Genomic DNA, 24,497 nt, shown 5'->3' with positions numbered 1-24,497 from the left:
GCGCTACCGTGTGCCCGTGCAGACCTTCAGCGAGCGACGCCGGCGTTCCCACCGCCGCTGAGTCTGTGCTGTCCACCGGCGGGTCGCATCCCGCCGGTTCCGCCGATCCGGCTCGGCCCGCCCACCGTTGATCCCGATGGGTTGGTCATGAATCTCGAAGCTGTTCTCGCCGCCCGGCTCGCCGCGGCGTTCGAGGCCCTCGCCGGTGAGCCGGTCGATCCCGCGGTGCGGGCGTCGCAGCACGCCGACTTCCAGTCCGGGGCGGCGCTCGCCCTGGCCCGGCGGCTGGGCCGGGCCCCGCGCGAGCTCGCGGCCGAGGTCGCGCGGCGCGCCGACCTCGCCGGGCTGGCCACCGCCGAGGTGTCCGGGCCCGGGTTCCTCAACCTCACCGTGGCCGACGAGGTGCTCGCGTCCCCGCCTCCGGTCGCCCCGCCGGACGGTCCCGGTGAGCGGGTGGTGATCGACTACTCCGGGCCCAACGTGGCCAAGGAGCTGCACGTGGGCCACCTCCGGTCCACGATCATCGGTGACGCGCTGGCCCGGCTGTTCACGTGGGCGGGCCACGACGTCGTACGGGTCAACCACCTCGGCGACTGGGGCACGCAGTTCGGGATGCTGATCGAGCATCTGAGCGACGAGACCGCCGCCGACCACTCGCTGAGCGACCTCACCGCGTTCTACCGGCAGGCGCGGGCCCGGTTCGACGAGGACCCCGGCTTCCGGACGCGGGCGCGGCTGCGGGTCGTCGCGCTGCAGAGCGGCAACGAGCCCACCCGGGCCATGTGGCGGCGGCTGGTCGAGCAGTCCGAGCGCTCGTTCCTGGCCGACTACGCCCGGCTCGGCACCACGCTGGGCCCCGGCGACTTCGCCGGCGAGAGCTCCTATCAGGACCAGCTCGCCCCGGTCGTGGAGGAGCTGACCGTACGCGGTCTGCTCGTCGAGAGCGAGGGTGCGCTCTGCGCCTTTCCCGCCGGCTTCGCCGGGCGCGACGGGCGGCCGCTCCCGCTGATCGTCCGCAAGAGCGACGGCGGTTTCGGGTACGCCGCCACGGACCTCGCGGCCCTGCGGCACCGGGTGCGCGACCTGAAGGCCACCCGGCTGCTCTATGTCGTGGGCCACACGCAGCAGACCCACTTCCGGATGGTCTTCGCCGTGGCGCGGGCCGCCGGCTGGCTCGGCGACGGCGTGACCGCCGAGCACATCAGCTTCGGCTCGATCCTCGGCGCCGACGGCCGGATGCTGCGGACCCGCTCCGGCGAGACGGTCAAGCTGGCCGACCTGCTCGACGAGGCGGACGCCCGGGCCTCGTCGCCGGCCGTCGGCATCGGCGCGATCAAGTACGCCGACCTGGCCTCCGACCGGCGCGGCGACTACGTGTTCGACTGGGACCGGATGCTGGCCGCGACCGGCGACACCGGCCCCTACCTGCAGTACGCGGTGGCCCGGATCCGCTCGCTGCTGCTCAGGGCCGGCACCGCACCCGGCCCGGTGACCCTCGGCGACCCGGCCGAGCGGCGGCTCGCGCTGACCCTGCTCGGCTTCGAGCCCGCCGTGGCCGCCGCGATCGAGCACCGGGAGCCCCACCGGCTGGCCGTCCACCTGCACGAGGTGGCCGTGGCGTTCTCCGGCTTCTACGAGCGCTGCCCGGTCCTGCGCGCCGAGGGGCCGGTGCGGGCGTCCCGGCTGGCCCTGGCCGCCCGCACCGGCGACACCCTGCGCCTCGGCCTCGACCTGCTGGGCATCGCGGTTCCCGACACGATGTGAGGGGTCAGCCCGTGGTCAGCGCCAGCGCGGCGCCGGCCGCCGCCGTCAGCACCCCGCCGAAGGCCATCCAGTACGGGTACTGCTCGTGCCCGCCCCGCCCGGCCTCGGCGCTGCGGCGCACCGCGGAGACCAGCCCCGGCACGACCAGCAGCAGCGTCCAGAGCAGCACGGGCGGCCAGGACGGCGCCGCCGGCCGTGCGGCCCGGGCCATCTCCTCGGGGAAGCGGACGAGCAGCCGGCCGTGCACCGGGTACGGGCCGGGGTCCGGCGCCGGGGCGGGCGGAGGCTCCGGCGTCACCCACGGCGGGGTGGTCGGATACGCGGCGTACGGTGCCGGGGTCGTCATGCGGCGGGCCTTTCGGTAGCGGCTCGGTTGCAGTTCCGTGCCGCCCGGCCCATCGGCCGCCCCGCCGCCGACCTGAGGTCAGTTCCCGGGCGCGGTTCCGAGCGGGACCTGCATCTCGGTGACCCACTTGTCGAAGTCGCCCGGCGGGCAGTCGAGGTACACCTCGACGGCGAAGCCCCGCCCGGCGGCGCGGTAGCCGTTGTCGTCGATCCAGTTGGCGATCTTCTGACCGGTGCGGAAGGCCTCCGACATCGGGCCGTGGTGCACCGCGGTGGCTGCCTGCTCGACGGGCGGCAGCGTGACCACGTCGAAGCCGGGGTCCGCGGGGACCTCGGCGTCGCCGATCGGGAACGCCGCGTGCACGGTGATCGTCTCGTCGCCCGGCCCGGTGGGCGCCGGGGTGTAGTAGGCGAGCGGCGCCGCGCAGATCGGCACGCCGTGCTGCTCCAGGAGCTCCATCAGCCGCGGATACAGCGGCGTCAGGTTCTCGGTGATCGACGTCGGGTCGTCGTAGCTGGTGGCCGTGGCGGCCAGCATCGCGACCCGGGTCGGCGGGATCCGCTTGAGGACGACGTCTCCGGTGTCCATGTGTCCCTCGCTCTCGATCATGCGGAGACGGGCGTCGACCTGGGCCAGGCGTACGGTGTCCTGCTCCATCCGCGCGGCCAGCTCCGCCCGGCGCAGGCGCAGCATGCCCCGCAGCTCGGCGGGGTCGACCTTCTCGTCGATCAGCGTCTGCACCTGGTGCAGGCGGAACCCCAGATCCTTGAGGGCGGTCACCCGGTTGAGCAGCCGAAGCTGCCCGGCCGTGTAGAACCGATACCCGCTGTGCGGGTCGACGTGCGCGGGACGCAACAGGCCGATGGCGTCATAGTGGCGCAGCATCCGCACCGACACCCGTCCCAGACCGGCGAACTCTCCGATGGTGAACATGGTCTGCTCACCATCGGCCCTGACACAGTGTGAGGGTCAACCCCGCCGTCCTACGGGGTGTCCCCGGCGCCGGCTCCGACCCCGCCCTCCTCGGGCTCCGTGGGCGTCGTCGGCGGCGTGGTGGGAGGAGTGGTCGGCGGCGTCGTGGGCGGCGTGGTCGTCGGGCGGGTCGTCGGCGGTGTCGTGACCGGCCGGGTCGTGGGCGGCGGCGTGGTCGTCGGCGCCGACGTCGGGACCGAGGTGGAGGGCGTGACGCTCGGCCTCGAGTTGCGGGGCGCCGGGTTGCCGCGCGGCGCGGACCGGGTCGTGCTGCCCTGGGTCGGGGCCGTCGAGATCGTGGTGGTCGGCTGGGTGACCGGCGCGGACGGCTGCTGCGTCACCGACGTGTCGACCGAGGAGCCCTTGGCGTCGTCGTCGCCGGTCATGGCGACCGCGAAGGCCAGGCCGCCGGCCAGCACGAGCATCGCGACCACCGCGAGCAGCAGGGCGGTCTGGCTGCGCGGCGGGCGCCGGGGCGTCAGGCCCGTCGACGTGGCCGAGGGCGCCGGCGAGGGACCGAGCGGCAGGTCGCGGGGCAGCGGCACGGCCCGGGTGGGCGGCGCGGGGCTGAGCGGGGCGACCAGCGAGGTGCCGGTCAGCCTCTTCCAGTCCAGCGGGCCGGCCGCGGCGAACGCGGCCTCGGAGAACTCCGCGGCCGTGGCGAACCGGTCGGCCGGCTGCTTGGCCATCGCCCGCTGGATGAGCTCGCGCACCTCGAGCGGCACGTCCTCGGGCAGGGGGTCGGGCTCGTCCTCGAGGTGGCGCAGCGCCACCTGCAGCGCGTTGTCGCCGTCGAACGGCGGCCGCCCGGCGATGCAGTGGTACGCCACGGCGCCGAGCGCGTAGATGTCGGTGGCGGCCGAGACGTTGCCCTTGGCGACCTGCTCGGGCGCCATGTAGAGCGCGGTGCCGACGATCGCGTTGACCGCGGTGACGCTGGTCACCGCGGTGGACCGGGCCACGCCGAAGTCGACGAGCACGACCGTGCCGTTGGGCTTGACGATCAGGTTGCCGGGCTTGACGTCGCGGTGCACCGTGCCGGCCTGGTGGGCGGCGTGCAGCGCGTCGGCGGCCTGCGCCACGATCGACATGACCTCGGCGACGGGCATCGGGCCCTGCTTGACCCGGGTCGACAGCGGCTCACCCTCGACGTACGCCATCACCAGGTAGGCGACGCCGTCCTCGCCGCCCGACTCGCCGGCGCTCGCATAGTCGTAGACCTCGACGACGCCCGGGTGGCGGAACGCCGCCATCATCCGCGCCTCGCCGTAGAAGCGAGCCGCGAACTCGGGGTCGGACATCATGGTGGAGCGCAGCACCTTGACGGCGATGACGCGGCCCAGCACGACATCGGTGCCGCGCCAGACGTCACCCATCCCGCCTGTGGCGATGCGCTCGTCCAACCGGTAACGGTTGCCGAGGAGGTGTCCGGCAGTGAGCACCAACGGACCTTATCTAATCGGGTGGCGGAGCCACAGCGGTGCGACGGCGAAACTGTAGCCGCCCGAGCCGCTCAGCGGGGGGTACGGCAAATCTCCGGGCGGCACAGGCCGCCCGGAGATCACGAAGAGGGACGTGTCAGCTGTCGTAGGTCGGGGTGACCACGACCGCCGTCTCGGCCAGCTCGAGCTCTTCCCGCTCGGCCTGGCGCTCGAGGGCCGTCCGCGTCGACGTCGCCACGGCCCAGCCGATCGCGACGCCGAGCAGGCCGACACCCGCGATCAGACCCCACGGCATGGCCGGCTTGCGCCCCGCCAGGGCGGCCGCCGCCGCGTTCGCCCGCGACCAGGCCACGTCCGCCTTGCCGCTCGCCCGGCCCGCCAGCGTCTGCCGCTTGCCGGCCAGCCGGTAGCCCGCGTCCGACAGCTTGTGACCCTGGTCACTGACCTTGCCGGCCAGCCTGGCGGCCTTGTCGCCGGTGTCCTTGGCGCTCTCGCCCGCCGCCGTCATGGCAGCCGTCAGATACTCCCAGGCCTGCGCGGCCGTACGCTCCGTCTTGCTCTTGGTGGAGAACATGGTGGTTAACCTCCCGCGCTCGGCGTTCCGGTGTTAACCCTGCCCATGGCCGCCGTTCGGCAAACGTGTCCCGTGTGGACACCATCACGTTTCGGAAACGACTTGCCGCCGGCCGGTACTCTTGACCCGGTTCACACGAGGCACTCAGGTGCCTAACAGGTTCGGGTCCTAGCCTTTCGGTCAGTTTCACCGAACCTGCCGAGGGTAGTCTCGACCGCCCCCGGGCACGGGTCTCGTCCGGACGGGTTCAGACCGCTCGGTCTGCGGCCTGTGCAGGAGGAATGACGCTCGGAGACGCCGGGCGGGTGGAGGGAATTGGCGTGACGCTGTCGATAATGACGTCGACGCTTGCCGACGACGTGGTGGAGGTCTCGCCCAGCGGCGAGATCGACGTCGAGAACGCATACGAGATCCGCGAGGCTGTGGCGACGCAGCTGGCCGCCGGACATCTCACTCGCATCGAGCTCAACCTTCAGAACGTGACGTTCATCGACTCCGTGGGCATCAGCGCGCTCGTCGGCGCCTTCCAGCTCGCGCAGGTCAGCGAGGTCAAGCTGATCGTCACCCGGCCCAGCCGCTTCGCGCACCGCCAGCTCTGGGTCACCGGGCTGCTCGGCCTCTTCGGCAATCCCCAGCCTTTCGGCGACGCCGAGGCCGCCCAGCCCGCCATATCCGGCGCCTGACAGCCCAGCAGCCGCCCGTCGCTGCCGGCGGCGGGCGCCTCGGCTCTCGGGCCGCCGTGGCGGTCCAGAGCCTGCCTGACGCCCGGCCGCAGCCCGCGCTGCCCGTTGCCGTAGCGAACCCGCACCGAGCGCCCCGCGCCTCATCGGTCCGACCGCCGTCCTCGTCCACCGCCGGCGCCGGTTGTCCACAGGCGCCCCCACCGCTCCTCGAGGCGGCGTAGGCTCCCCGCACCCAGGGCGGGCGGGGGAGGCGGTGGCCCACGGGTGATCATCAGAGCGGGCGATCATGCGCCGGGAGCGGACGCTTCGAGCGATCATGAAAAGCGGGCCGATCACGCCAGGGCGGGCGCATGCAGCGGCACGGTCTCGAGGTTGATCTTCACCTCGGTGAGCTCGTGCGGCGGCCGGATCGGTGTCACGACGGCGAAGTGCTCGGCCAGGCAAGCCAGGTCGGTGTCGGGCTGCAGCGTGTCGTCCGCCGCCTGCACGGCCGTCCGTACGAAGCCCTCACCGGCCTCGGCGATGCTCACCTGCACCTGGCCGAAGGAGGCCAGCGACGCCCGCTTCAGCCCGCGGATGCCGTCGAGGTGCAGGTCGGGCACGTTGAGGTTGAAGATCGTGCCGGGCGGGGTGTGCAGCAGCGTGGGGATCAGGCGCACGGCGAGGTCGGCGGCGCTGCCCCAGTGGCGCTTCTCGTCCTCCTCGTGGTCGAGCATGGCGAGCGCGGCGCCGCCGCTACGGGCGGTGGAGGCCCGCGGCGAGAGCACGTCGAGCGAGACGGCCAGGCCGTGCAGTCCGGCGTACGACCCGGTCAGCGTGGCGCCGACGGTGCCGGAGTGCACGACCGCGGCGCCCGCGTTGGCGCCCCGGTTGATGCCCGACAGGATCAGCTCGGGCACCTCGCCGAAGGCCTCCCGCAGGGCCAGCAGCACGATGTACGCGGGGGAGGCCGCCACGGCGTACGCCGGGATGTGCTTGGCGTGGGGCAGCTCCCGCTTGTGCAGGATGATCTTGCCGTGCTCCTCGACCGCTGTCATGGCGGCGCTGCTGCCGCTCGCCTCGGTGACCGGCGCGGCGACCACGACCTCGTGTCCCTCGCGGGCCGCGGCCCGGGCCAGCCAGCGCAGGCCGGGCGCGTCGATGCCGTCGTCGTTGGTGACCAGGATTCTCGTCATCGTGCCTTCTTGATCGGGGTGAGCTTGACCCGCTCGGTGAGCACAGAGACCGCGTCCATGTGCCCGGTGCCGAGCCCGTGCCGGGTGACGTTGAGCGCTCCGGCGGCCGCCCCGGTGCGGACCGCCTGCGTCATCTCGCCGCCCTTGGCCAGCACGGCGGCGACCCCGGCGGTCATCGAGTCGCCGGCGCCGCGGTGGTCGGCGATCGTGAGCTTCGGGATGCCGACCCGGTAGATCTGTTCGTTGAACAGGGCGAGCGCGCCCGCGTCCGCCCGGGACAGCAGCGCCATCTCGGCGCCGTTCTCGTGCAGGTTGACCAGCGCCTCGGTGAGCGTCTTCTCGGAGTCGTCCTTGATCACGCCGTCCCGCAGCAGCTCCTCGTGGCTGACCTTGACCACGTCGAGCCCGGCCTCGAGCACGGCCTTGAGGTGGTCGCCGGACAGGTCGGCGATCACCCGGCAGCCGTGCGCACGCAGGTCGTGGGCGAGGCGGCCGTAGACGTCGGGCCGGATCACCGAGGGGTGTGCCGGGCCGCTGAGGATCGCGTTGCCGCAGCGCAGCCCCTCGGCGAGCGCGAGGTTGTAGAGCTCGTCGAGCTCGTGCCGGGTGAACGGGGCGCCGGGATGCTCGGCGAGCTCCTGCCGCTTGCCGCCGCGGCGGTCGTGCACGTACCAGCCGCTGCCGCTCTCGCGGGGGATGGTGCGCAGCTGCACGCCCTTGAAGTCCAGCAGCGGCTTGAGGACGCGGCCCACCTCGCCGCCGACCGCGGTGCAGAGCGTCACCTCGGCGCCGAGCGAGGTGATCATCCGGGCCTGCCAGATGCCCTGACCGCCGGGGTGGACATGAAGTTCCGATTGGTTGTGTTGCTGTTCGATCGTCACCGTCAGTTGCGGTGCCGGTGCGAAGACCATCACCCGAGCGTCGCCCATAATGGGCATTGTTGCCGCTGGCCGCCCGGTTGGTGCGGTTTACCGCAAAAGCGGCGGATCAGAGCAGGAGGCCCTCGCCGGTCAGCTCGACCACGGCGTCGGTCAGCTCGGGGCGGCTGCGCAGCAGGTCCTCCAGGCGCACCCGCCACTTGCCGGCCTCGACGTCCGCGGCGTACCGGTCGCCGCCGGTCTCGACCAGCGCGGTGAGCAGCCGCTGGCGGGTGTCGGCGAAGTGGCCGTACATCTCGCTACCCAGCCGGCTGAGCACCCGGGCGGCGAAGCCCTCGCTGTGCGGGCTGCCCGCCGCGCGCACGATCGCGCGGGCGCCGTCCCAGGCGATCCTCGGCTGGTGGATGACCGTGGTCATGCTGGTTTCCTCCCGTGATGGCATGGTCACCAAGCGTAGGAGCGAAGCCGAAGACGCGACGGTGGTCGGCACACGCGGTGACCGGTGTGATGATCGTGCACCCTGAGGTGTGATGATCGCCATAGTCCGGGGCGACCCGCTCACCATCCGGCAGGAGAGCACCGTCCGCTCGCGCCGACCGGCTCCACCTGCAACGTGGCGTGGTCGATGTGGAAGTCGTCGTGCAGCGCCTCGCGGGCGTCGGCGAGCACGGCGCCAAGCTCCGCGGCGGGCTCGAGGCTCAGGTGGGCCGAGGCCACGTCCATGCCCGAGGTGAGCGTCCAGACGTGCAGGTCGTGCACGTCGCAGACGCCCGGCACGGCGGCGAGCCGCGCACGCACCCGGGTGATGTCGAGGTGGGCGGGCGCGGCCTGCACCAGGATGCGCACCGCCGACCGGCCGAGCGCGAACGTGCGCGGCAGGATCATGAGCGCCACGACCACGGCCACGATCGGGTCCGCGTACGACCAGCCGGTGAGCCCGATGATCGCGGCGGCCACGATCACGCCGGCCGAGCCCAGCAGGTCGCCGACCACCTCGAGGTAGGCGCCGCGCACGTTGATGCTCTCCTGCGCGCCGCTGCGCAACAGCGCGAAGGCGATCAGGTTGACCACCAGCCCGCCCACGGCCACGAGCAGCATCGAGCCGGCCGGTACGTCGGGCGGGTCGGTGAAGCGGCGCACGGCCTGCACCACCACGACGACCGCCACGGCGGTGAGCAGCACGGCGTTGGCGAGCGCGGCCAGCACCTCGAGCCGGTAGAGGCCGAACGTGCGCTGCGAGTCGGTGGCGGCGCGGCCGGCCGCGGTGATCGCGGCGAGCGCCATGGCGATGCCCAGCACGTCGGTGAACATGTGCCCGGCGTCGGAGAGCAGCGCGAGCGAGCCGGTCAGCAGCGCGGCCGCCGCCTCGACGACCATGAAGCCGGCGAGCAGGCAGGCGGCCCACCAGAGCCGTGCGCGGTGCTTCGCGCCCGCGCGCAGCGCCTGGCCTCCGTGGTCGTGCCCGGCTCCCATGTCCCAACCTTCCGTCGGCGCGGCGCGCCCCGGCCAATGTATGCGTACATCGCTATGTTTGCAACTTGAACCACCCCGCGAAGAACGGGGTATGAAGGCGATGACAGCCCCGTTCCGCCTGGAAAGGATGTCCGTGTCCAGACGTACCCTCGCAGTTGTCATCTCCACGGTGCTCGCCGTGCTCGTCGGCGCCGCACCGGCCGCCGCGCACTCCGCCACCAAGTGGCCCACCACGCTCGCCCTGCCCGACGGCTTCCAGCCCGAGGGCATCGCCATCGGCACCCGGCCGTACGCGTACTTCGGCTCCCGCGTCGACGGCGACATCTACCGCGTCAGCCTGCGCACCGGCAAGGGTGCGGTGTTCAGCGAGGGCCCCGGCGCGGGCAACCCCTCGCTCGGCCTGAAGATCGGCGGCGACCGGCTCTATGTGGCCGGTGGCAGCGCCGGCACGGCCCGCGTGGTCGACCTGCGCAGCGGCAAGGTGCTCCGCTCGTACACCCTCAAGACCCCGGGCACCACCGCCTGGTTCATCAACGACGTGATCCTCACCCGCGACGCCGCCTGGTTCACCGACTCGGCGAACCCGGTGCTGTGGAAGGTACCGCTGCGCGGCAAGGGTGAGCCGGTGGCCGTGCCGCTGACCGGCGACATCCGGTACACCACCGGAAACAACGCCAACGGCATCTCCCGTACGCCCGACGGCCGCGCCCTGATCGTCGTGCAGTCCAACCTCGGCAAGCTGTTCCGCGTCGGCTACGACGGCCGGTCCACCGAGATCGGGCTCGGCGCCGAGACCGTGGCGAACGGCGACGGGCTGTGGCTGCGCGGCCGCACGCTCTACGTCGTGCAGAACCGGCTCAACGTGATCGCCGAGGTCGCGCTCGACCGGAAGGCGACCCGCGGCACGGTCGTCTCCCGCACCACCAGCGCGTCCTTCGACGTGCCGACCACGATCGCGGAGTTCGGCAAGCGGTTCTACCTGCCGAACGCCCGCTTCACCACCACGCCGACGCCCACCACCACCTACACCGCGGTCGCCGTGCCGATCCCGTAGGTCACGGGCGCCACGCCGGATCGGTTCCGACGGTGGTCAGGCGCTGGGTGGCCCGGGACAGCGCGACGTACAGGGTGCGAATGCCGGCCGGATCCTTCGTGAGGGAGCCCGGCTCGACGAGCACCACCGCGTCGTACTCCATGCCCTTGGCCTCCAGCGCCGTGACCACCTGGACCCGTTCCGGCATCCCGGCGACCCACTGCGCCATCTCGTCGCGGCGCGGCACCGGCGTGATCACCCCGATCGTCCCGTCGACGTCGGCGAGCTGCTTCTCGGCCACCTCGCGCACCACCTCGGGCAGCTTGGCGGCGTCGGTCACCAGGTCGACCGGTTCCACGCCGGTGCTGCGCACGGCCGAGGGCAGCGGCAGGTCCGGCATGATCACCCGGATCACCGAGGCGGCGACCGCGAAGATCTCCGACGAGTTGCGGTAGTTGGTGGTCAGCGCGTAGCTGTTGCGCTTGCGCGAGCCCAGTGCACGCTCGCGGGCCCGGTCGAGCTCGGCCGGATCACCCGACCATGCGGTCTGCGCCGGGTCGCCGACGACCGTCCAGGACGCGTACGAGCCGCGGCGCCCGATCATCCGCCACTGCATCGGCGAGACGTCCTGCGACTCGTCGACCACCACGTGCGCGTAGTCCCGGTAGTCCTCGTCGCGCTGCACCTGCTGGGCGCGGGCCGCGGCCTGCCGCTCGGTGGCCGTGCTCAGCTCCTGGATGCCGTCGCGCACGTGGAAGGGGTTGCTGGTCCGCTTGGCCGGCTTGCGCGGACGACCCATCAGCTCGTCCAGCTCGTCGAGCAGCGCCACGTCGGCGATCGTCGGGCCCTCGGTGGCGAGCGCGTCGAACGACCCCTGCAGGCGCGCGATCTCCTCCTTGGAGAGCAGACCCTGGGCGTACGCCCTCAGGCGCCCGGGAACCGCGAGCCAGCGCAGCACCCGCATCGGCGTGAACCGCGGCCACCACGCCTTGAGGAACTCGCGGAAGTCGGTGCGGTCGGCCAGCTCGGCCTCGAAGTCCGGCTTCTCGGGCAGGCCGCTGACCTTGTGCTGGCGGGCCTGCGCCCACAGCGCGTCGAAGACCCGGTCGAAGCCCGCCCCGCGCACCTCGTTGCGCCGGGCGCCGCGGGGCAGCGCCGCCCGCCGGATGCGGTCGAGCTCGGCCCGCTCCAGCCGCAGCAACGTGCCGCGGTAGAGCAGGCGCAGCTCGGTGGGGCCGTCGGGCACGGCGTCGTGCGAGGCGCGCTCGAGCAGCCGCCGCATGCGCAGCGAGCCCTTGATCGCGGCGACGTCGCTGGGGTCGACCCGGGTGGCGTCGTAGCCGGGCACCATCGAGCCGAGCGAGCGCAGGGTCGCCGTGTCCTCGCCCAGCGACGGCAGCACGGTGGCGATGTAGTCGACGAAGACGCCGGACGGGCCGACCACCAGGATGCCGCCGCCGGCGAACCGGTTGCGGTCGGAATAGAGCAGGTACGCCGCCCGGTGCAGCGCCACTGCGGTCTTGCCGGTGCCGGGGCCGCCGGTCACGATCGTCACGCCCGAGGCGGGGGAGCGGATCGCCTCGTCCTGCTCGCGCTGGATGGTGGCGACGATGTCGCGCATGCCCCGGCCGGTGGCCTTGGAGAGGCTGGCCAGCAGCGCGCCGTCGCCGACCACGCGCATGCCCTCCGGCGCCGCGTCGGGGTCGAGCAGGTCGTCCTCGATGCCGGTGACCCGCTCGCCGCTCGACTGGATCATGCGGCGGCGCACGACCCCGAGCGGCTCGGCTGCCGTGGCCCGGTAGAACGCGGCGGCGGCCGGCGCGCGCCAGTCGACCACCAGCGGCTGCGAGCCGTCGTCGCGGATGCCCATGCGGCCGACGTAGTGGGTGGCGCCGGCCTTCAGGTCGAGCCGGCCGAAGACCAGACCCTCGTACTCGGTGTCGAGCGCGTGCCGCCGCCGGGCGGCGTGGAAGACCATCGCGTCCCGTTCCACCAGCGCGCCGAAGGTGCCGACCCCGGCCAGCCGGTAGCCCTCCTTCTCGGCGCGTGAGGCGTCGTGGCGCAGCTCGGCGAGCCGGGCATAGACGCGGTCGACGTGCTTCTGCTCGACCGCGATCTCCTGCTGACGAACGGTGGCGTCGCTCAAGGCGGTGAATCTCTCTTTCCGGCCCCCGGTGCACGCCTTCGGGCAGCGTGCTCGCAAAAGGGAGCACTCGAACTTACTCCCTCGGGCCCGGTCGCGTCTCGCCCGGTCTTGACATCGACGCGGCGCCGACAATACTTAAGCGAGTGCTTAACCATCAGCCCTCGCTCGACCTGATGTTCGCGGCGCTCGCCGACGGCAGCCGCCGCAGCATGGTGGAGCGCCTCAGCCGCGGCCCGGCCTCCGTGAAGGAGCTGGCCGAGCCGCTGGTGATGTCGCTGCCCGCGGTCCTGCAGCACCTGCGCGTGCTCGAGGAGAGCGGCCTGGTCCGGTCCCGCAAGACCGGCCGGGTCCGCACCTGCTACCTCGAGCCGGTCGCGCTCAGCGCCGCCGAGCAGTGGATCGCCGACCGGCGGGCCGGATGGGTGAGCCGCCTCGACCGTCTCGACGAGTTCCTCACCGCCGAAGGAGAAAGCGAATGACCACGCGCAGCGCCCAGCACGACACCTTCACGATCAAGCGGCACTTCGACGCCGCGCCCGCCCGGGTCTTCCACGCCTTCGCCGACCCGCAGGCCAAGGCCAGGTGGTTCGGCTCGCCCGACCCCGCGACACGGCAGGAGGACGTGTCGTTCGACTTCCGCGAGGGCGGCCGCGAGACGGCGACGACCATCGCCGGCGACGGCACCCGGTACGGCTTCCGCGCCGCCTACACCGACATCGTCCCGGACGAGCGCCTCGTCTACACCTACGAGATGAGCCTGAACGGCGCCCGCATCTCGGTCTCCGTCGTCACCGCCGAGTTCCGCCTGGCACCCGGCGGCGGCACCGACTTCGCCATCACCGAGCAGGGGGTCTACCTGGACGGCCTGGACACCGCCGAGCAGCGCCGGGCCGGCACCGAGTACCTGATGGACGCCCTGGGCAAGTCCCTCACCGACTAGGCCGGTGGCACACCGCCTCCAGGTTGATGCCGTGCGGGTCCAGCACGAAGGCGCCGTAGTAGTCGTCGTGATACTCGGGGTGCACGGCCGGCGCCAGCAGTGAGGTGGCGCCCGCCTCGAGGGCCGCGTGGTAGAAGGTCGCCACGTCGTCGCGGTCGTCGACGGTGAAGGCCACGTGCATGTTGGTGCCGACGGTGCCGCCGTCGATGAGCCAGAAGTACGGCTTGACCCCGGCCAGCCCGAAGCCGGTCATGGCCGTCGGCTGGTTCGGGGTCGCGTCCGGCGGGATCTCGAGCATCTTCGTGATCCCGATGGAGGCGAGCACCGGCTCGTAGAAGCGGACGGCGGCGGCCAGGTCCGGCACGGCGATGTTGAGGTGGTCGATCCTGGATCCTGAACGGTCGATCGTCATGGTCCCCATCGTGCCCGACACAACGGCCACATACTGACCGCAATCCGTCCGATCCCCGGCCCTTCACTCGGGAAGCGGCCGGGGGTTGCGGAAGGGCTCAGGCGGCCTGCTCGTACTGCTCGGCCCGGCGGGCGCGCTTGGCCCGCCGGCGCTGGGCGCCCACGCCGCGCGACACGCGCTTGACGATCTCGGACAGTTCGTCGGACACCTCGTCGGGACGCTCGAGCGGCAGCATGTGACCCGCGCCGGGCACCACGGTGAGCCGCGCGTGCGGCAGCGCGGAGGCGATCGACTCCGCGCAGGCGGGCGGGGTCAGCCGGTCCCGCTCGCCGACGAGCACGGCGGCCGGGACGTCGCCGAGGGTGGCGAGCGTGTCCAGGCGCTGCTGGGTGCCGATCGAGGCGCGGAAGCCGCCGATCGAGCGCAAGGTCGTACGGCCGAAGCAGCGCAGCGTCGTCTCGAGCGCCTCCTCCGCGTGGCCCTCGCCGAACAGCAGCCACCGTACGGCCGGGCGCAGCGCGGGCAGCAGCGCCCGGTGCGGGCACCACGAGCCGGAGCGGGCCAGCAGGCCCGCCCCGATGGTCTCGCCCGCGCGCATCAGCGTGGCGAGCCGGTCCGGCAGGCCGTAGTGGGTGTGCGTGTGCCCCTCGGCGGTGGTCGAGACCAGCAGCAGGCCGGCCACGCGGTCGGCGAACTGCTCGGGGTGCCGGTGCGCGTACTCCATGATGGTCATGCCGCCGAGCGAGTGGCCGGCGAGCACGACGGGGCCCTGGGGGGCGTAGCGCCGCAGCACCTCGGCCAGATCGTCGCCGAGCTGGCCCAGGGTGGCCGAGTCGAGCGGGGTGGCGCCGGAACGGCCGTGGCCCCGGGTGTCGTACGCGATCACGCGCGGCCGACGCGAGCCGAGCCGGCGCAGCGCCGCTCGCTGGTGCTCCCACGTGCGCTTGTCCTGGCACCAGCCGTGCAGCGCGACGACAGTGACGTCGGCGGTCGACGGTCCGTCGATCTCGACGGACAGCCGTACGCCGTCGGCGAGTGTCAGCTCCGAGCGCTGCGTCATGGGCACCTCCGCGACTTGCTGTCGCCCCGTTGTACCCACGGGTAATCAGCATCACTCACGATCACCCGAAAAGCCACCGGTGATTCGGCGCACCAGGGTCGTAATTCCCGTCCTGAACGTGAGTTGGCTCGCAGTCACTGTTCACACCGCCGAACTGGGTGAGAATCACTCGTATGACCACGGACCCCTCCGCCGCGCCCACGGCGCCCATCACCAATGCCGAGGAAGCCCTGGCCGAACTGGTCGCGGGCAACAAACGGTTCGTGAGCGGCCGTCCGGAGCACGGCCACCAGGTTTCGGCCGCTGCCGCCGCGTCGGGCCGCCAGCAGCCGCACGCGGTGGTGCTCGGCTGCATCGACTCCCGGGTGCCGCTCGAAGCGATCTTCGACCAGACCTTCGGGTCGATCTGCGTGGTGCGCTCCGGCGCCCACGTGGTCGACCGGGCGGTGCTCGGGTCGGTCGGCTTCGCGGTCGCCGAGCTCGGCGTCCCGCTGATCATGGTGCTGGGCCACAAGCGCTGCGGCGCGGTGGCGGCATCGGTCGCGGCCCTGCGGGCCGGCGAGATCCCGGCGGGCGACATCGGCTACCTGGTCGACGAGATCGCTCCGGCCGTGCGTGCGGTGGGGGTCGACGAGCCCGACGCCGCCGAGAAGTCCATGCGCGCCCACGTGGGCCGCACGGTGCGCCGCCTGGCCGCCGTCGACCCGATGGCCGACGCGGTCGCTTCGGGCCGGGTCAAGGTGGTGGGTGCGGTCTACGACCTCGACACGGGCGAGGTCGGGCTTCTGCCCTGATCTGGCCGCATACCGGCCGCGATGATCATCGTGTGCAGATCATCGGAAGATGCGAAAAGGCGCCTGTCGGCACAACCGACAGGCGCCTTTCGTCGTTGGTGGGCTCAGCCCTCGAAGACACCGGCGTCGGCGAGACGCTTCTCGGTGGTGTCCCAGCCGTGCGTCGGGTTCGCCTCGGCGAGCGCGGTCAGCTCGGCGCGGATCTTGGCGCCGTGACCCGCGGCGGCCAGCGTGCGGATCTCCTCGACGAAGGCGTCCGAGTCGGTCTTGAGGTGCGCGGTCTTGCCGTTGGTCAGGTTGCGCACGTACGCGAAGCGGCCGTTGGCGAGCGGGATGAGGTACTTGTACTCACCGAGCACGCTGAGGGCGCCGCCGGATCCCTGGCCGGCGCGGACTGATGCGCGGGCGGTCTTTGAGGTGTTGCTCGCCACGGCGGTACTCCTTGGAGAAAGCAGAAAAAAGGCCGTAGCAACTCTACACGATGACCGCCGGGCCGTGCCGTCCGAGCAGGTTGAGACGTTGTACGGGGTGTGCCACTACGGCCGATCCGATGTCGATGTTGCCGATTCTCTGGCGCACCATCCGTACCACCCGGCATCATGGGACACGATCAACCGCGGTCGAGGTCGTAGGGGAAGACGCACCTCGGTCTTCGGGAGGTCACCGTGCCAACGTGTGGCGTCGTATACGTCCACTCGACCCCACTCGCCGTGTGCCAGCACGTCGAGTGGGCGATCGCGCGCGTGCTCACCGCGCCGGTCACGTTGCACTGGACGGCGCAGCCGGTCGATCCCGGCATGCGGCGCGCCGAGTGCAGCTGGACCGGACGGGCGGGTACCGGCGCCGAGCTGGCTGCTGCCCTCCGGCAGTGGCCCATGATCCGTTTCGAGGTGACCGAGGAACCCAGTCCGGGCGTCGACGGCGAGCGTTTCATGCACGTCCCGGGCCGCGGCCTCTTTCACGGGATCATGGGCGCGTCGGGCGACATCCAGATCGGCGAGGACAGGCTGCGCTCGATCATGGCCTCCGCGCGGGCGCCGGAGGCCCTTTCGCATGCCCTGGAGAAGGCGCTCGGCACGGCGTGGGACGCCGAACTGGAGCCCTATCGCTACGCCGGCGACGGCGCCCCGGTGACGTTGCTGACCCGCGTCGGCTGATCCGGCGCGGCCGCGGGCCGGATCAGTCCGGAAAGACCCCGGAGATGCCGTGCTGCCCGTCTCCTGCTTCGATGGCTGCGTGATGAGGACCGTGCGCGCCGCCCTGCTCGTCCCGCTGCTGCTCGCCGCCGCGGCGTGCGGTGCCGACGACGGCCCGGCGCCGCGCGCGACCGGCTCCGTGCCGCCGGCGGTCCCCTCGGCATTGCCGCCCGCCTCCGCCGCGACGCCCACCGGCGACCCCGCACAGCAGGCGGCTGCCGCGGTGGCCGCGATGGACGACACCTCGCTGGCCGGTCAGGTGCTCATGCCGTACGCCTACGGAAGCTCCGCGACGAGCGTCGACAAGGGCTCGGCCGCGGGCAACCAGGGGCTGGCCGGGGTGGACACGCCCGCCGAGATGATCGCCAAGTTCCGGCTGGGCGGCCTGATCCTCGTCGGCTTCACCGCCAAGGACCCGACCGGCGCGACGAACCCCACCACCAACGTCGAGAACCCGCAGCAGGTCCGCGCGCTCACCGACGGCCTGCAGGAGGCCGCGCGGCGCCTGCCCGGCGGCGCCCCGCTGATGATCGGCACCGACCAGGAGTACGGGGTGGTGACGCGCGTCACCCAGGGCGTCACCATGCTGCCGTCCGCCATGGGAGCGGGCGCGGCGGGGCAGCCCAGGCTCACCGAGGCCGCCTGGCGCGCCGCAGGGGCCGAGCTCGCCGCGATGGGCATCACCGTCGACTTCGCCCCGGTCGCCGACACCCTCGGCCCGCCCGCCAACACGGTGATCGGGTCACGCTCGTTCGGCTCGGACGCCGAGGCGAACGCCCAGCAGGTCGCCGCCGCCGTGCGCGGCCTGCGGAGCGCGGGCGTCGCGGCGGGTCTCAAGCACTTCCCGGGGCACGGGCACACCAGCGGGGACAGCCACGAGGGCTTGCCCGTCGTGGCGCAGAGCAGAGCCGCGTGGACCGCTCAGGACCTGCCACCGTTCCAGGCCGGTGTGGCCGCGGGGACGGGCGTGGTGATGTCCGGGCACCTCGACCTGCAGGCGCTCGACAAGGGCGTCCCGGCCACCTTCTCCAAAAAGATCATGACGGACGTGCTGCGCGGGCAGCTCAAGTTCTCAGGCGTCGCGGTCACCGACGCGATGAACATGCCGCCCGCGATGAAGTGGCCGCCGGGCGAGGCGGCCGTACGGGCCCTCAACGCCGGCAACGACATGCTGCTCATGCCGCCGGACATCGGGGCGGCCCGCGACGGGATCCTGGCCGGGCTCAGGGACGGCTCGCTGAGCAAGCAGCGGCTGGTCGAGGCGGTCACGCGGATCCTGACGCTGAAGTTCCGCACCGCCGCCCCGACCCGGCCGGACCTGGCCGTGGTCGGCTCGCCGGAGCACGAGAAGGCGGTCGCTGCCCTCGACGCCGCCTCGGTCACCGTGCTGCGCGGGCCGTGTTCGGGGGCGCTGCTCAGCGGCCCGGTCACGGTCAGCGCGTCGGGCGGCCGCGAGGTGGCCCGCGTCGCGCTCGTCCGGGCGCTGCAGGCTCAGGGGTTCCGGGTGCAGGCGGCGGGGGGCACCGTGGTGCACCTGGTCGGGTACGGGGACAAGACGACCGACCTGAGCCCGTCGGCACGCGTGACGGTCGCGATGGACACCCCGCACCTGCTGGCCGCGGCCAGGTCGCCGGTGCTGGTGGCCACGTACTCCTCCAGCAAGCTCTCGCTGGGCGCCCTGGCCGCCGTGCTGGCCGGCAAGGCGAAGGCGCCCGGCAGGTCCCCTGTGGCGGTCGCCGGTCTGCCCCGGACGGCCTGCTGAAAAAGGCCCGGCCGAGCGGCCGGGCCTTTCTCTGCTGCGAACGTCAGACGCGGGTGAAGACCAGCGCCACGTTGTGGCCGCCGAAACCGAACGAGTTGTTCATGGCGGCCGGGATGTCGAGCGGGCGGGCCTTGTGCGCCGCCACGTCGAGGTCCAGCTTGTCGTCCGGGTCGTCCAGGTTGATCGTGGGGGGAACCACGCTGTCCCGGATGGCCAGGATGGTCGCGATCGACTCCAGCGCCCCCGCCGCACCCAGCAGGTGACCGGACATCGACTTGGTCGAGGTGAGCACCGGGTGGGTGCCGACCGCGGCCTTGATGCCGACGATCTCGCCCATGTCGCCGGCCGGGGTCGAGGTGGCGTGCGCGTTGACGTGGGCGATGTCGGCGCCGGTGAGCCCGGCGTCGCGCAGCGCCCGGGACATCGCGCGGGCGCCGCCCTTGCACTCCGGGTCGGGCTGGACGATGTCGTAGCCGTCCGACGTGATGCCGGCGCCGGCCAGCCGCGCGTAGATCCGCGCGCCGCGGGCACGGGCGTGGTCCTCGCGCTCGAGCACCAGCGCGCCCGAGCCCTCGCCGAACACGAACCCGTCGCGGCCCTTGTCCCACGGGCGGGAGGCCTTCTCGGGTTCGTCGTTGCGGGTCGACATGGCCCGCATGTTCGCGAAACCGGCGTACGGCAGGGGGTGGATCACGGCCTCGGTCCCGCCGGCCACGACCACGTCGGCCCGGCCGGAACGGATGATGTCGAGGCCGAGCGACATGGCCTCCGCGCCGGTCGCGCAGGCGCTGGCCATGGCGTGCACGCCGGCCTGCGCGCCGAGGTCGATGCCGACCCAGGCGGCAGGGCCGTTGGGCATGAGCATCGGCACGGTGTGCGGGCTGACCTTGCGCTGCCCGGATGCCTCCAGGATGTCGTCCTGGTCGAGCAGGGTGGTCGCACCCCCTATTCCGCTGCCGAAGCTGACCGCGAGGCGCTCCTTGTCGAGCCCGGCCTCCTCGAGGCCGGCGTCGGCCCAGGCCTGCTTCGCGGCGATCAGCGCGATCGCCTCGGAGCGGTCCAGCCGGCGCATCCGCACCCGCTCGATGACCTCGGACGGGTCGACCTTGAGCTGGGCACCGATCTTGACCGTGAGCTGCTCGGCCCACTCGTGGGTGAGGCGACCCACCCCCGAGCGGCCGTTGAGCATGGCGTCCCAGGTGGACGCGACGTCCCCGCCCAACGGGGTGGTCGCGCCGAGCCCGGTGACGACGACGTCGACATTGCTCATGTCAGTGGTTCGCCTCGATGTAGCTCACGGCGTCGCCGACGGTCTTGAGGTTCTGCACCTCGTTGTCGGGGATCTTGACGCCGAACTTCTCCTCGGCGGCCACCACGACCTCGACCATGGACAGCGAGTCGACGTCCAGGTCGTCGGTGAAGGACTTCTCCTCGGCGACGTCCTCGGGGTTCACCCCGGCGACCTCCTCGAGGATCTCGGCGAGCCCAGAGGTGATCTCTTCGCGAGTAGCCATGACAGGTGTTTCCTTTCAATGGTGGGGATGAAGCTTGTTCAGGACCGACCTCGAGTTGCCATTGCCGAAGGTCAACGCATTGCTCGCCACCGTCCTGAACAAGCTTCATTGCTCCGGTTGATCAACGCTTACGGGCAGCGAATGACCTGGCCGGCGTAGGTGAGGCCGCCGCCGAAGCCGAAGAGCAGGACCGGGGCGCCCGAGGGCACCTCGCGGCGCTCGACCAGCTTGGACAGGGCCAGCGGCACGCTCGCCGCGGAGGTGTTGCCGGAGTGCACGATGTCCTTGGCGACGACCACGTCCGAGCCGAGGCCCAGGCGCTTGACGATGCCGTCGATGATGCGGGTGTTGGCCTGGTGCGGCACGAAGGCGGCCAGCTCGGACGGCTTCACACCGGCCTTCTCGCAGGTCTCGAGCGCGAACGGGGCGAGCGCGGTGGTGGCCCAGCGGAACACCGTCTGGCCGTCCTGCTCGATGTAGGGCTGCCAGCCCTCGATGCGCAGCGCGTCGCCCTTGTCGGGGGCCGAGCCCCACAGCACCGGGCCGATGCCGGGCTGCTCGCCGTCGGCCACCCCGGTCACGATCGCCGCGCCCGCGCCGTCGCCGAACAGCACGGCGGTCGTCCGGTCGGTCCAGTCGGTGACGTCGGACAGCTTCTCGGCGCCGATCACCAGGGCGTTGCGCGAGGCGCCGGCCCGGATCGCGTGGTCGGCGGTCGCCAGGGCGTACGAGAAGCCGGAGCACGCGGTGTTCACGTCGTACGCCGCCGGCGCGGTGATGCCCAGCCGGGCCGCGACGCGGGTCGCCACGTTGGGGCAGCGGTCGATCGACGAGCAGGTGGCGACCGTGACCAGATCGATGTCGGCGGCGGTCAGGCCCGAGGCGGCCAGCGCCTTCTCGGCGGCGTAGGTGGACATGTCGGCGACCGACTCGCTGTCGGCGACCCGCCGCTCCGCGATGCCGACCCGGCTCTTGATCCACTCGTCGTTCGTGTCGATCGTCGCCGCGAGGTCGTCGTTGGTGACGATGCGCGAGGGCTGGTAGTGCCCCATCGCCAGAATGCGGGAACCCGCGGTCATCGTGCTGCTCCTTCGGTCGGGTGCCCGCCGTGCCGGGCGATCAGGTCTCGGGCGGCCGCGAGGTCGTCCGGCGTGTTGAGGGTGACGATCTCGGGGGCGCCGTCGCCCTTGAGCTCGCGCTTGACCAGGCCGGCGAGCGTGCCGGCGGGCGGAAGCTCGAGCACGCCGGTGACGCCGGAGCCGGCCAGCGTGCGCATCACCAGGTCCCACCGGACCGGCGCGGTGACCTGCCGGACCAGCCGCTCGACCATCTCGCGGCCGCTCGCCACCGCCGTGCCGTCCAGGTCGGACAGCAGCGTGCGGGCCGGGTCGGACGCGCTCACCCCGCCGGCGACCGCGCCGAGCGCCGTCTCGGCGGGCGCCATGTACGGCGTGTGGAAGGCGCCGGCCACCTGCAGCGCGATCACGCGGGCCTTGGCGGGCGGCTCGGCGGCGAGCGCGGCCAGCCCGTCGAGCGAGCCGGCGGCCACCACCTGACCGGCGCCGTTGCGGTTGGCCGGGTGCAGCCCGTGCTTGTCGATCGCCGCGAGCACCTCCTCGGGGTCGCCGCCCAGGACCGCGCTCATCCCGGTGGGCTCGAGGGCGCAGGCGGCGGCCATCTCGCGGCCGCGCAGACCGGCCAGCGCGATCGCGGCCTCGGCGGGCAGCACGCCCGCGATGGCGGAGGCGCCCAGCTCGCCGACGCTGTGACCGGCCACCACGTCGACGTGCTCCAGCGGCAGCTCGGCCGCGGCCAGCAGCGACGCGGCCACCAGCAGCGGCTGCGTGCGGGCGGTGTCCTTGATCTCCTCGGCATCCGCACGGGTGCCGAGGTGCACCAGGTCGACTCCGGCGAGCGCCGACCACCAGCGCAGCCGGGTCTCGGCGCCGGGGAGGTCGAGCCAGGGGGTCAGGAAGCCGGGCTTCTGCGAGCCCTGGCCGGGGGAGAGTACGGCGAGCACGTCCTCGACTCTTCCGGATCGGTCGCGGTTGCGGGGTTGACGGCGGACACCAAACCCTACGACGGCTGTTGTAGGAATCCTACAAACGGGGGTGAGGACCGTACGTCTTCGTCCTGTTTTGAGGGCCTGCGACCACGCCACCGCGCCGGGTGAGTTACGTCGCAGGATCGAGCCGTCCGAGGGTCAGCGCGATCCGTAGTGCGAATGCGTCACGGCCGTCGAGGGGGGACAGCCCGGTGACCTCGGATACCCGCTTGAGGCGGTAGCGAATCGTGTTCGGGTGCACGTAGAGCTCACGCGCCGCGCTCTCGAGCACCCCGCCCGCGGCGAAGAACGCGTCCAGCGTCTCGAGCAGTCCGCTGCCGGCGCGTGCCAGGGCCCCGTACGCGTCATGGCGCAGCGTCCGCCGCGCCTCCAGATCACCGGCCAGGGCCCGCTCGGGCAGCAGCGCGTCGGCGGCCACCGGGTTGGGCGCGCCCGGCCATGCCGGCGCCGCGCGGAAGCCCGCCAGGGCCGCCCGCGCCGACTCGGTGGCCTGGTCGAGCGACGGCACGGCCGGACCCACCACGATCGGCCCCTCGCCGAAGCTGCCCGCCAGCGCTTCCGCCGTGGCGACCGGATCGCTCGCGCCGCCCATCACCACCACCAGCCGGTCGCCGTGCACCCCGCCGATCACCTCGATCCGGGCCCGCCGCGCCGCCCGGTAGACCCCGTGCAGCACCGCGGTGATGTCACCCCCCGGCGTACGGCCCACCACCACGGCCACCGGCGGCGCGTCCGCCCATCCCAGCGCCGCCGCCCGGCTCGCCAGCACGTCCGACGAGTCGCCGCGCAGCAGCGCGTCCACCAGCAGCGCCTGCAGCCGCGCGTCCCACGCTCCCCGCGACTCCGCCGCGCGCGCGTAGACCCGGGCCGCCGAGAACGCGATCTCGCGCGAGAACTTGAGGATGGCCTGCAGCAGCGGCTCCTCCTCACCCGGCGCCGCGAGCGCAGCCACCTCCGTCTCCGCCACGTCGATGGTCACCTTGATCAGCTGTACGGTCTGCGTCAGCGTGATCGACCGGGCCAGCGCCCGCGGCGCGGCGGCGAACACGTCGTCCGAGATCTCCTGCGTGGCCGGCGCCACCACCCCGCCCGAGCGCAGCCACTCGACCAGCGACCGCACGCCCGCCTGCGCCACCAGCATGACCTGCGAGCGCTGATCCGCCGGAAGCGCGCGGAACCACGGCAGCGTCTCGTCCATGCGCACCACCGCCGAGCTGGCCAGCGCTCCCGCGTGCCGCTCGATCCGCCGCAACGTCGCCGCGGGGGGCGGCTTCGCGGTGCCTTTGGGGGGCGCGCTCTCTGACACGCCCCCAGGGTGCCATGCCTCACGGTGGGGGACCTGATCCGCCTTGTGGTGGCCTCGACGGGCGGTGGGGGTCGCCGCGGTTCGCCCTCTGCGCGTCCGGCTGTGGGTCGTCCCTCTGTGCGCGGCTGCGGTTCGCCCCTCTGTGCGCGGCTGCGCTTTCCTTTGCGCGCCGGCTGCGATCATCTTCTGCGCGCCGGCTGCGGTCACCTTCTGCGCGCGGGCTGCGGTTCGGCCGCTGCGTGCCGGCTGCCGTCAGCCCGGTTGCGCCCGCTGCGGTTCGCCGGCTGCGCGCCCGGCCGGCGCCAGCCCAGTTGCCCGCTGCGGTTCGCTCTTGCGCGCCCGCGGCGGCGGGTCGCCCGCTGCGCGCCCGACTGCCGTCAGCCCGGTCGCGCCCGCTGCGGTCCGGCCCTGCGTGCGGCCCGCCCCGAGGCCACCGAGACCCGGTCCGTCCCGCCCGCAAGATCGAGTCTTCACAGGTCAGAACACACCCCGCCCTCCCTGGGGGAGCCCCCGCTGGTCATTGTGACGCGAAAGGCGGCTCGCTGGGGGATGGCCTGTGGACGAGCGGCTGTTGTGGACAAGCGCCGGGGCATCGCCGCGTTGGGACACGCGCTCATGATCGCGTGCTTTGTCACAATTTGGGTTGTTAATCCGGTGTAGCGGTGCGCCCCTGCCGCGATTTCGGTCGGTGACCTGGCAGGGTGTCGTCCTAGCGTCGGCAGACGGGCGCCCGCCGGGGGTAAAAGCGCGGCCTGACCTGCCGATCAAGGGAGCGCGACAGGGTGAGGGGAGGCGAGATGACGGAACGGGAAGAAACCGCGCAGACGGCCGAGGCGCTGCCGGGAGGACCACTGGCCCTTCCGGTGATCGCCGTGCCGGCAGCGGAGGAGCTTCTGGCTCCGCCGGTCGACCAGGAGGAGCCCGAGCCGGGCCCCAGCCGGGTGGGCTGCCGGACCGAATTG

25 protein-coding genes are annotated in these 24,497 nt (G+C 72.7%); 8 read left to right on the top strand and 17 right to left on the bottom strand.

Going from position 1 to position 24,497, the window contains the following annotated elements; genetic code table 11:
* Positions 1–147 precede the first annotated feature (147 nt).
* Entirely contained in the window at positions 148–1,764 is a 1,617-nt protein-coding gene (gene argS, locus ACSNN8_RS37800; RefSeq protein ID WP_436655039.1) for an arginine--tRNA ligase, read from the top strand.
* Between the two features lie 4 nt (positions 1,765–1,768).
* On the opposite strand, the gene ACSNN8_RS37795 is transcribed toward argS, so the two are convergent.
* From ACSNN8_RS37795 to ACSNN8_RS37780, 4 genes are all read right to left on the bottom strand, one after another.
* Entirely contained in the window at positions 1,769–2,110 is a 342-nt protein-coding gene (locus ACSNN8_RS37795; protein WP_436655037.1) for a hypothetical protein, read from the bottom strand.
* A 78-nt stretch (positions 2,111–2,188) separates the two neighbouring features.
* A complete protein-coding gene (locus ACSNN8_RS37790; RefSeq protein ID WP_436655035.1) occupies positions 2,189–3,043 on the bottom strand; it encodes a MerR family transcriptional regulator in 855 nt (284 codons plus the stop codon).
* Between the two features lie 50 nt (positions 3,044–3,093).
* Positions 3,094–4,524: a protein kinase domain-containing protein gene (locus ACSNN8_RS37785; RefSeq protein WP_436655033.1), complete on the bottom strand. Its 1,431-nt coding sequence runs from the start codon at positions 4,522–4,524 to the stop codon at positions 3,094–3,096.
* A gap of 136 nt (positions 4,525–4,660) precedes the next feature.
* Complete coding sequence (locus ACSNN8_RS37780; protein WP_436655031.1) at positions 4,661–5,098, bottom strand: hypothetical protein; 438 nt, start codon at positions 5,096–5,098, stop codon at positions 4,661–4,663.
* A 320-nt stretch (positions 5,099–5,418) separates the two neighbouring features.
* Between ACSNN8_RS37780 and ACSNN8_RS37775 the strand changes: the two genes are divergently transcribed.
* Complete coding sequence (locus tag ACSNN8_RS37775) at positions 5,419–5,781, top strand: STAS domain-containing protein (protein WP_436655029.1); 363 nt, start codon at positions 5,419–5,421, stop codon at positions 5,779–5,781.
* 332 nt (positions 5,782–6,113) lie between these two features.
* Here the strand turns inward: ACSNN8_RS37775 and surE are convergent, their stop codons facing one another.
* The 4 genes from surE to ACSNN8_RS37755 form a co-directional block, all read right to left on the bottom strand.
* Positions 6,114–6,956 carry a 5'/3'-nucleotidase SurE gene (gene surE, locus ACSNN8_RS37770; protein ID WP_436655027.1) on the bottom strand — a complete coding sequence of 281 codons (843 nt, stop codon included), beginning with the start codon at positions 6,954–6,956 and terminating at the stop codon, positions 6,114–6,116.
* A complete protein-coding gene (locus ACSNN8_RS37765; protein WP_436655025.1) occupies positions 6,953–7,867 on the bottom strand; it encodes a 1-phosphofructokinase family hexose kinase in 915 nt (304 codons plus the stop codon). The genes surE and ACSNN8_RS37765 overlap by 4 nt, the downstream gene beginning before the upstream one ends.
* A gap of 76 nt (positions 7,868–7,943) precedes the next feature.
* Positions 7,944–8,252, bottom strand: coding sequence for a hypothetical protein (locus tag ACSNN8_RS37760; protein WP_436655023.1), 309 nt, complete (start codon positions 8,250–8,252; stop codon positions 7,944–7,946).
* Positions 8,253–8,392: 140 nt separating this feature from the next.
* Complete coding sequence (locus tag ACSNN8_RS37755; protein WP_436655021.1) at positions 8,393–9,307, bottom strand: cation diffusion facilitator family transporter; 915 nt, start codon at positions 9,305–9,307, stop codon at positions 8,393–8,395.
* Between the two features lie 133 nt (positions 9,308–9,440).
* Between ACSNN8_RS37755 and ACSNN8_RS37750 the strand changes: the two genes are divergently transcribed.
* Positions 9,441–10,361, top strand: coding sequence for an SMP-30/gluconolactonase/LRE family protein (locus tag ACSNN8_RS37750; RefSeq protein WP_436655019.1), 921 nt, complete (start codon positions 9,441–9,443; stop codon positions 10,359–10,361).
* Between the two features lies 1 nt (position 10,362).
* Here the strand turns inward: ACSNN8_RS37750 and ACSNN8_RS37745 are convergent, their stop codons facing one another.
* Entirely contained in the window at positions 10,363–12,486 is a 2,124-nt protein-coding gene (locus ACSNN8_RS37745; RefSeq protein WP_436655017.1) for a HelD family protein, read from the bottom strand.
* A 143-nt stretch (positions 12,487–12,629) separates the two neighbouring features.
* Here ACSNN8_RS37745 and ACSNN8_RS37740 point away from each other — a divergent pair, with 143 nt between their 5' ends.
* Positions 12,630–12,965, top strand: a complete 336-nt coding sequence (locus ACSNN8_RS37740; protein WP_436655015.1) for an ArsR/SmtB family transcription factor — start codon at positions 12,630–12,632, stop codon at positions 12,963–12,965.
* Complete coding sequence (locus ACSNN8_RS37735; RefSeq protein ID WP_436655012.1) at positions 12,962–13,426, top strand: SRPBCC domain-containing protein; 465 nt, start codon at positions 12,962–12,964, stop codon at positions 13,424–13,426. The genes ACSNN8_RS37740 and ACSNN8_RS37735 overlap by 4 nt, the downstream gene beginning before the upstream one ends.
* Here ACSNN8_RS37735 and ACSNN8_RS37730 read toward each other — a convergent pair.
* The gene (locus ACSNN8_RS37730) at positions 13,416–13,838 is read right to left on the bottom strand and encodes a VOC family protein (RefSeq protein WP_436655010.1); all 423 of its coding nucleotides are present in this window, start codon (positions 13,836–13,838) and stop codon (positions 13,416–13,418) included. The two genes, ACSNN8_RS37735 and ACSNN8_RS37730, sit on opposite strands and share 11 nt — an antisense overlap.
* Positions 13,839–13,935: 97 nt before the next feature.
* Positions 13,936–14,898: an alpha/beta fold hydrolase gene (locus ACSNN8_RS37725; RefSeq protein ID WP_436655008.1), complete on the bottom strand. Its 963-nt coding sequence runs from the start codon at positions 14,896–14,898 to the stop codon at positions 13,936–13,938.
* Between the two features lie 173 nt (positions 14,899–15,071).
* Here ACSNN8_RS37725 and ACSNN8_RS37720 point away from each other — a divergent pair, with 173 nt between their 5' ends.
* Complete coding sequence (locus ACSNN8_RS37720) at positions 15,072–15,692, top strand: carbonic anhydrase (protein WP_436655006.1); 621 nt, start codon at positions 15,072–15,074, stop codon at positions 15,690–15,692.
* Positions 15,693–15,796: 104 nt separating this feature from the next.
* Here ACSNN8_RS37720 and ACSNN8_RS37715 read toward each other — a convergent pair whose 3' ends face one another.
* The gene (locus tag ACSNN8_RS37715) at positions 15,797–16,123 is read right to left on the bottom strand and encodes a hypothetical protein (protein ID WP_436655004.1); all 327 of its coding nucleotides are present in this window, start codon (positions 16,121–16,123) and stop codon (positions 15,797–15,799) included.
* A 234-nt stretch (positions 16,124–16,357) separates the two neighbouring features.
* Between ACSNN8_RS37715 and ACSNN8_RS37710 the strand changes: the two genes are divergently transcribed.
* Positions 16,358–16,849 (top strand): DUF3145 domain-containing protein, encoded by a 492-nt coding sequence (locus tag ACSNN8_RS37710; protein WP_250036188.1) that lies wholly within the window; start codon positions 16,358–16,360, stop codon positions 16,847–16,849.
* Positions 16,850–16,931: 82 nt separating this feature from the next.
* Complete coding sequence (locus tag ACSNN8_RS37705; protein WP_436655587.1) at positions 16,932–18,650, top strand: glycoside hydrolase family 3 protein; 1,719 nt, start codon at positions 16,932–16,934, stop codon at positions 18,648–18,650.
* A 43-nt stretch (positions 18,651–18,693) separates the two neighbouring features.
* Here ACSNN8_RS37705 and fabF read toward each other — a convergent pair whose 3' ends face one another.
* The 5 genes from fabF to ACSNN8_RS37680 all read right to left on the bottom strand — a co-directional run bounded on the left by fabF (position 18,694) and on the right by ACSNN8_RS37680 (position 23,715).
* Complete coding sequence (gene fabF, locus ACSNN8_RS37700) at positions 18,694–19,920, bottom strand: beta-ketoacyl-ACP synthase II (RefSeq protein WP_436655001.1); 1,227 nt, start codon at positions 19,918–19,920, stop codon at positions 18,694–18,696.
* 1 nt (position 19,921) lies between these two features.
* Positions 19,922–20,164: an acyl carrier protein gene (locus ACSNN8_RS37695; RefSeq protein ID WP_436654999.1), complete on the bottom strand. Its 243-nt coding sequence runs from the start codon at positions 20,162–20,164 to the stop codon at positions 19,922–19,924.
* Between the two features lie 128 nt (positions 20,165–20,292).
* Positions 20,293–21,243: a beta-ketoacyl-ACP synthase III gene (locus tag ACSNN8_RS37690; protein WP_436654997.1), complete on the bottom strand. Its 951-nt coding sequence runs from the start codon at positions 21,241–21,243 to the stop codon at positions 20,293–20,295.
* Complete coding sequence (locus ACSNN8_RS37685) at positions 21,240–22,184, bottom strand: ACP S-malonyltransferase (protein WP_436654995.1); 945 nt, start codon at positions 22,182–22,184, stop codon at positions 21,240–21,242. Before ACSNN8_RS37685 ends, ACSNN8_RS37690 begins: the two co-directional genes overlap by 4 nt.
* Positions 22,185–22,338: 154 nt before the next feature.
* Complete coding sequence (locus tag ACSNN8_RS37680) at positions 22,339–23,715, bottom strand: PucR family transcriptional regulator (protein ID WP_436655585.1); 1,377 nt, start codon at positions 23,713–23,715, stop codon at positions 22,339–22,341.
* Positions 23,716–24,497 lie beyond the last annotated feature (782 nt).

This window comes from Actinoplanes sp. URMC 104, from assembly GCF_051386375.1.
GTDB lineage: Bacteria > Actinomycetota > Actinomycetes > Mycobacteriales > Micromonosporaceae > Actinoplanes.
This window is presented reverse-complemented; position numbering and strand designations above follow the sequence as displayed.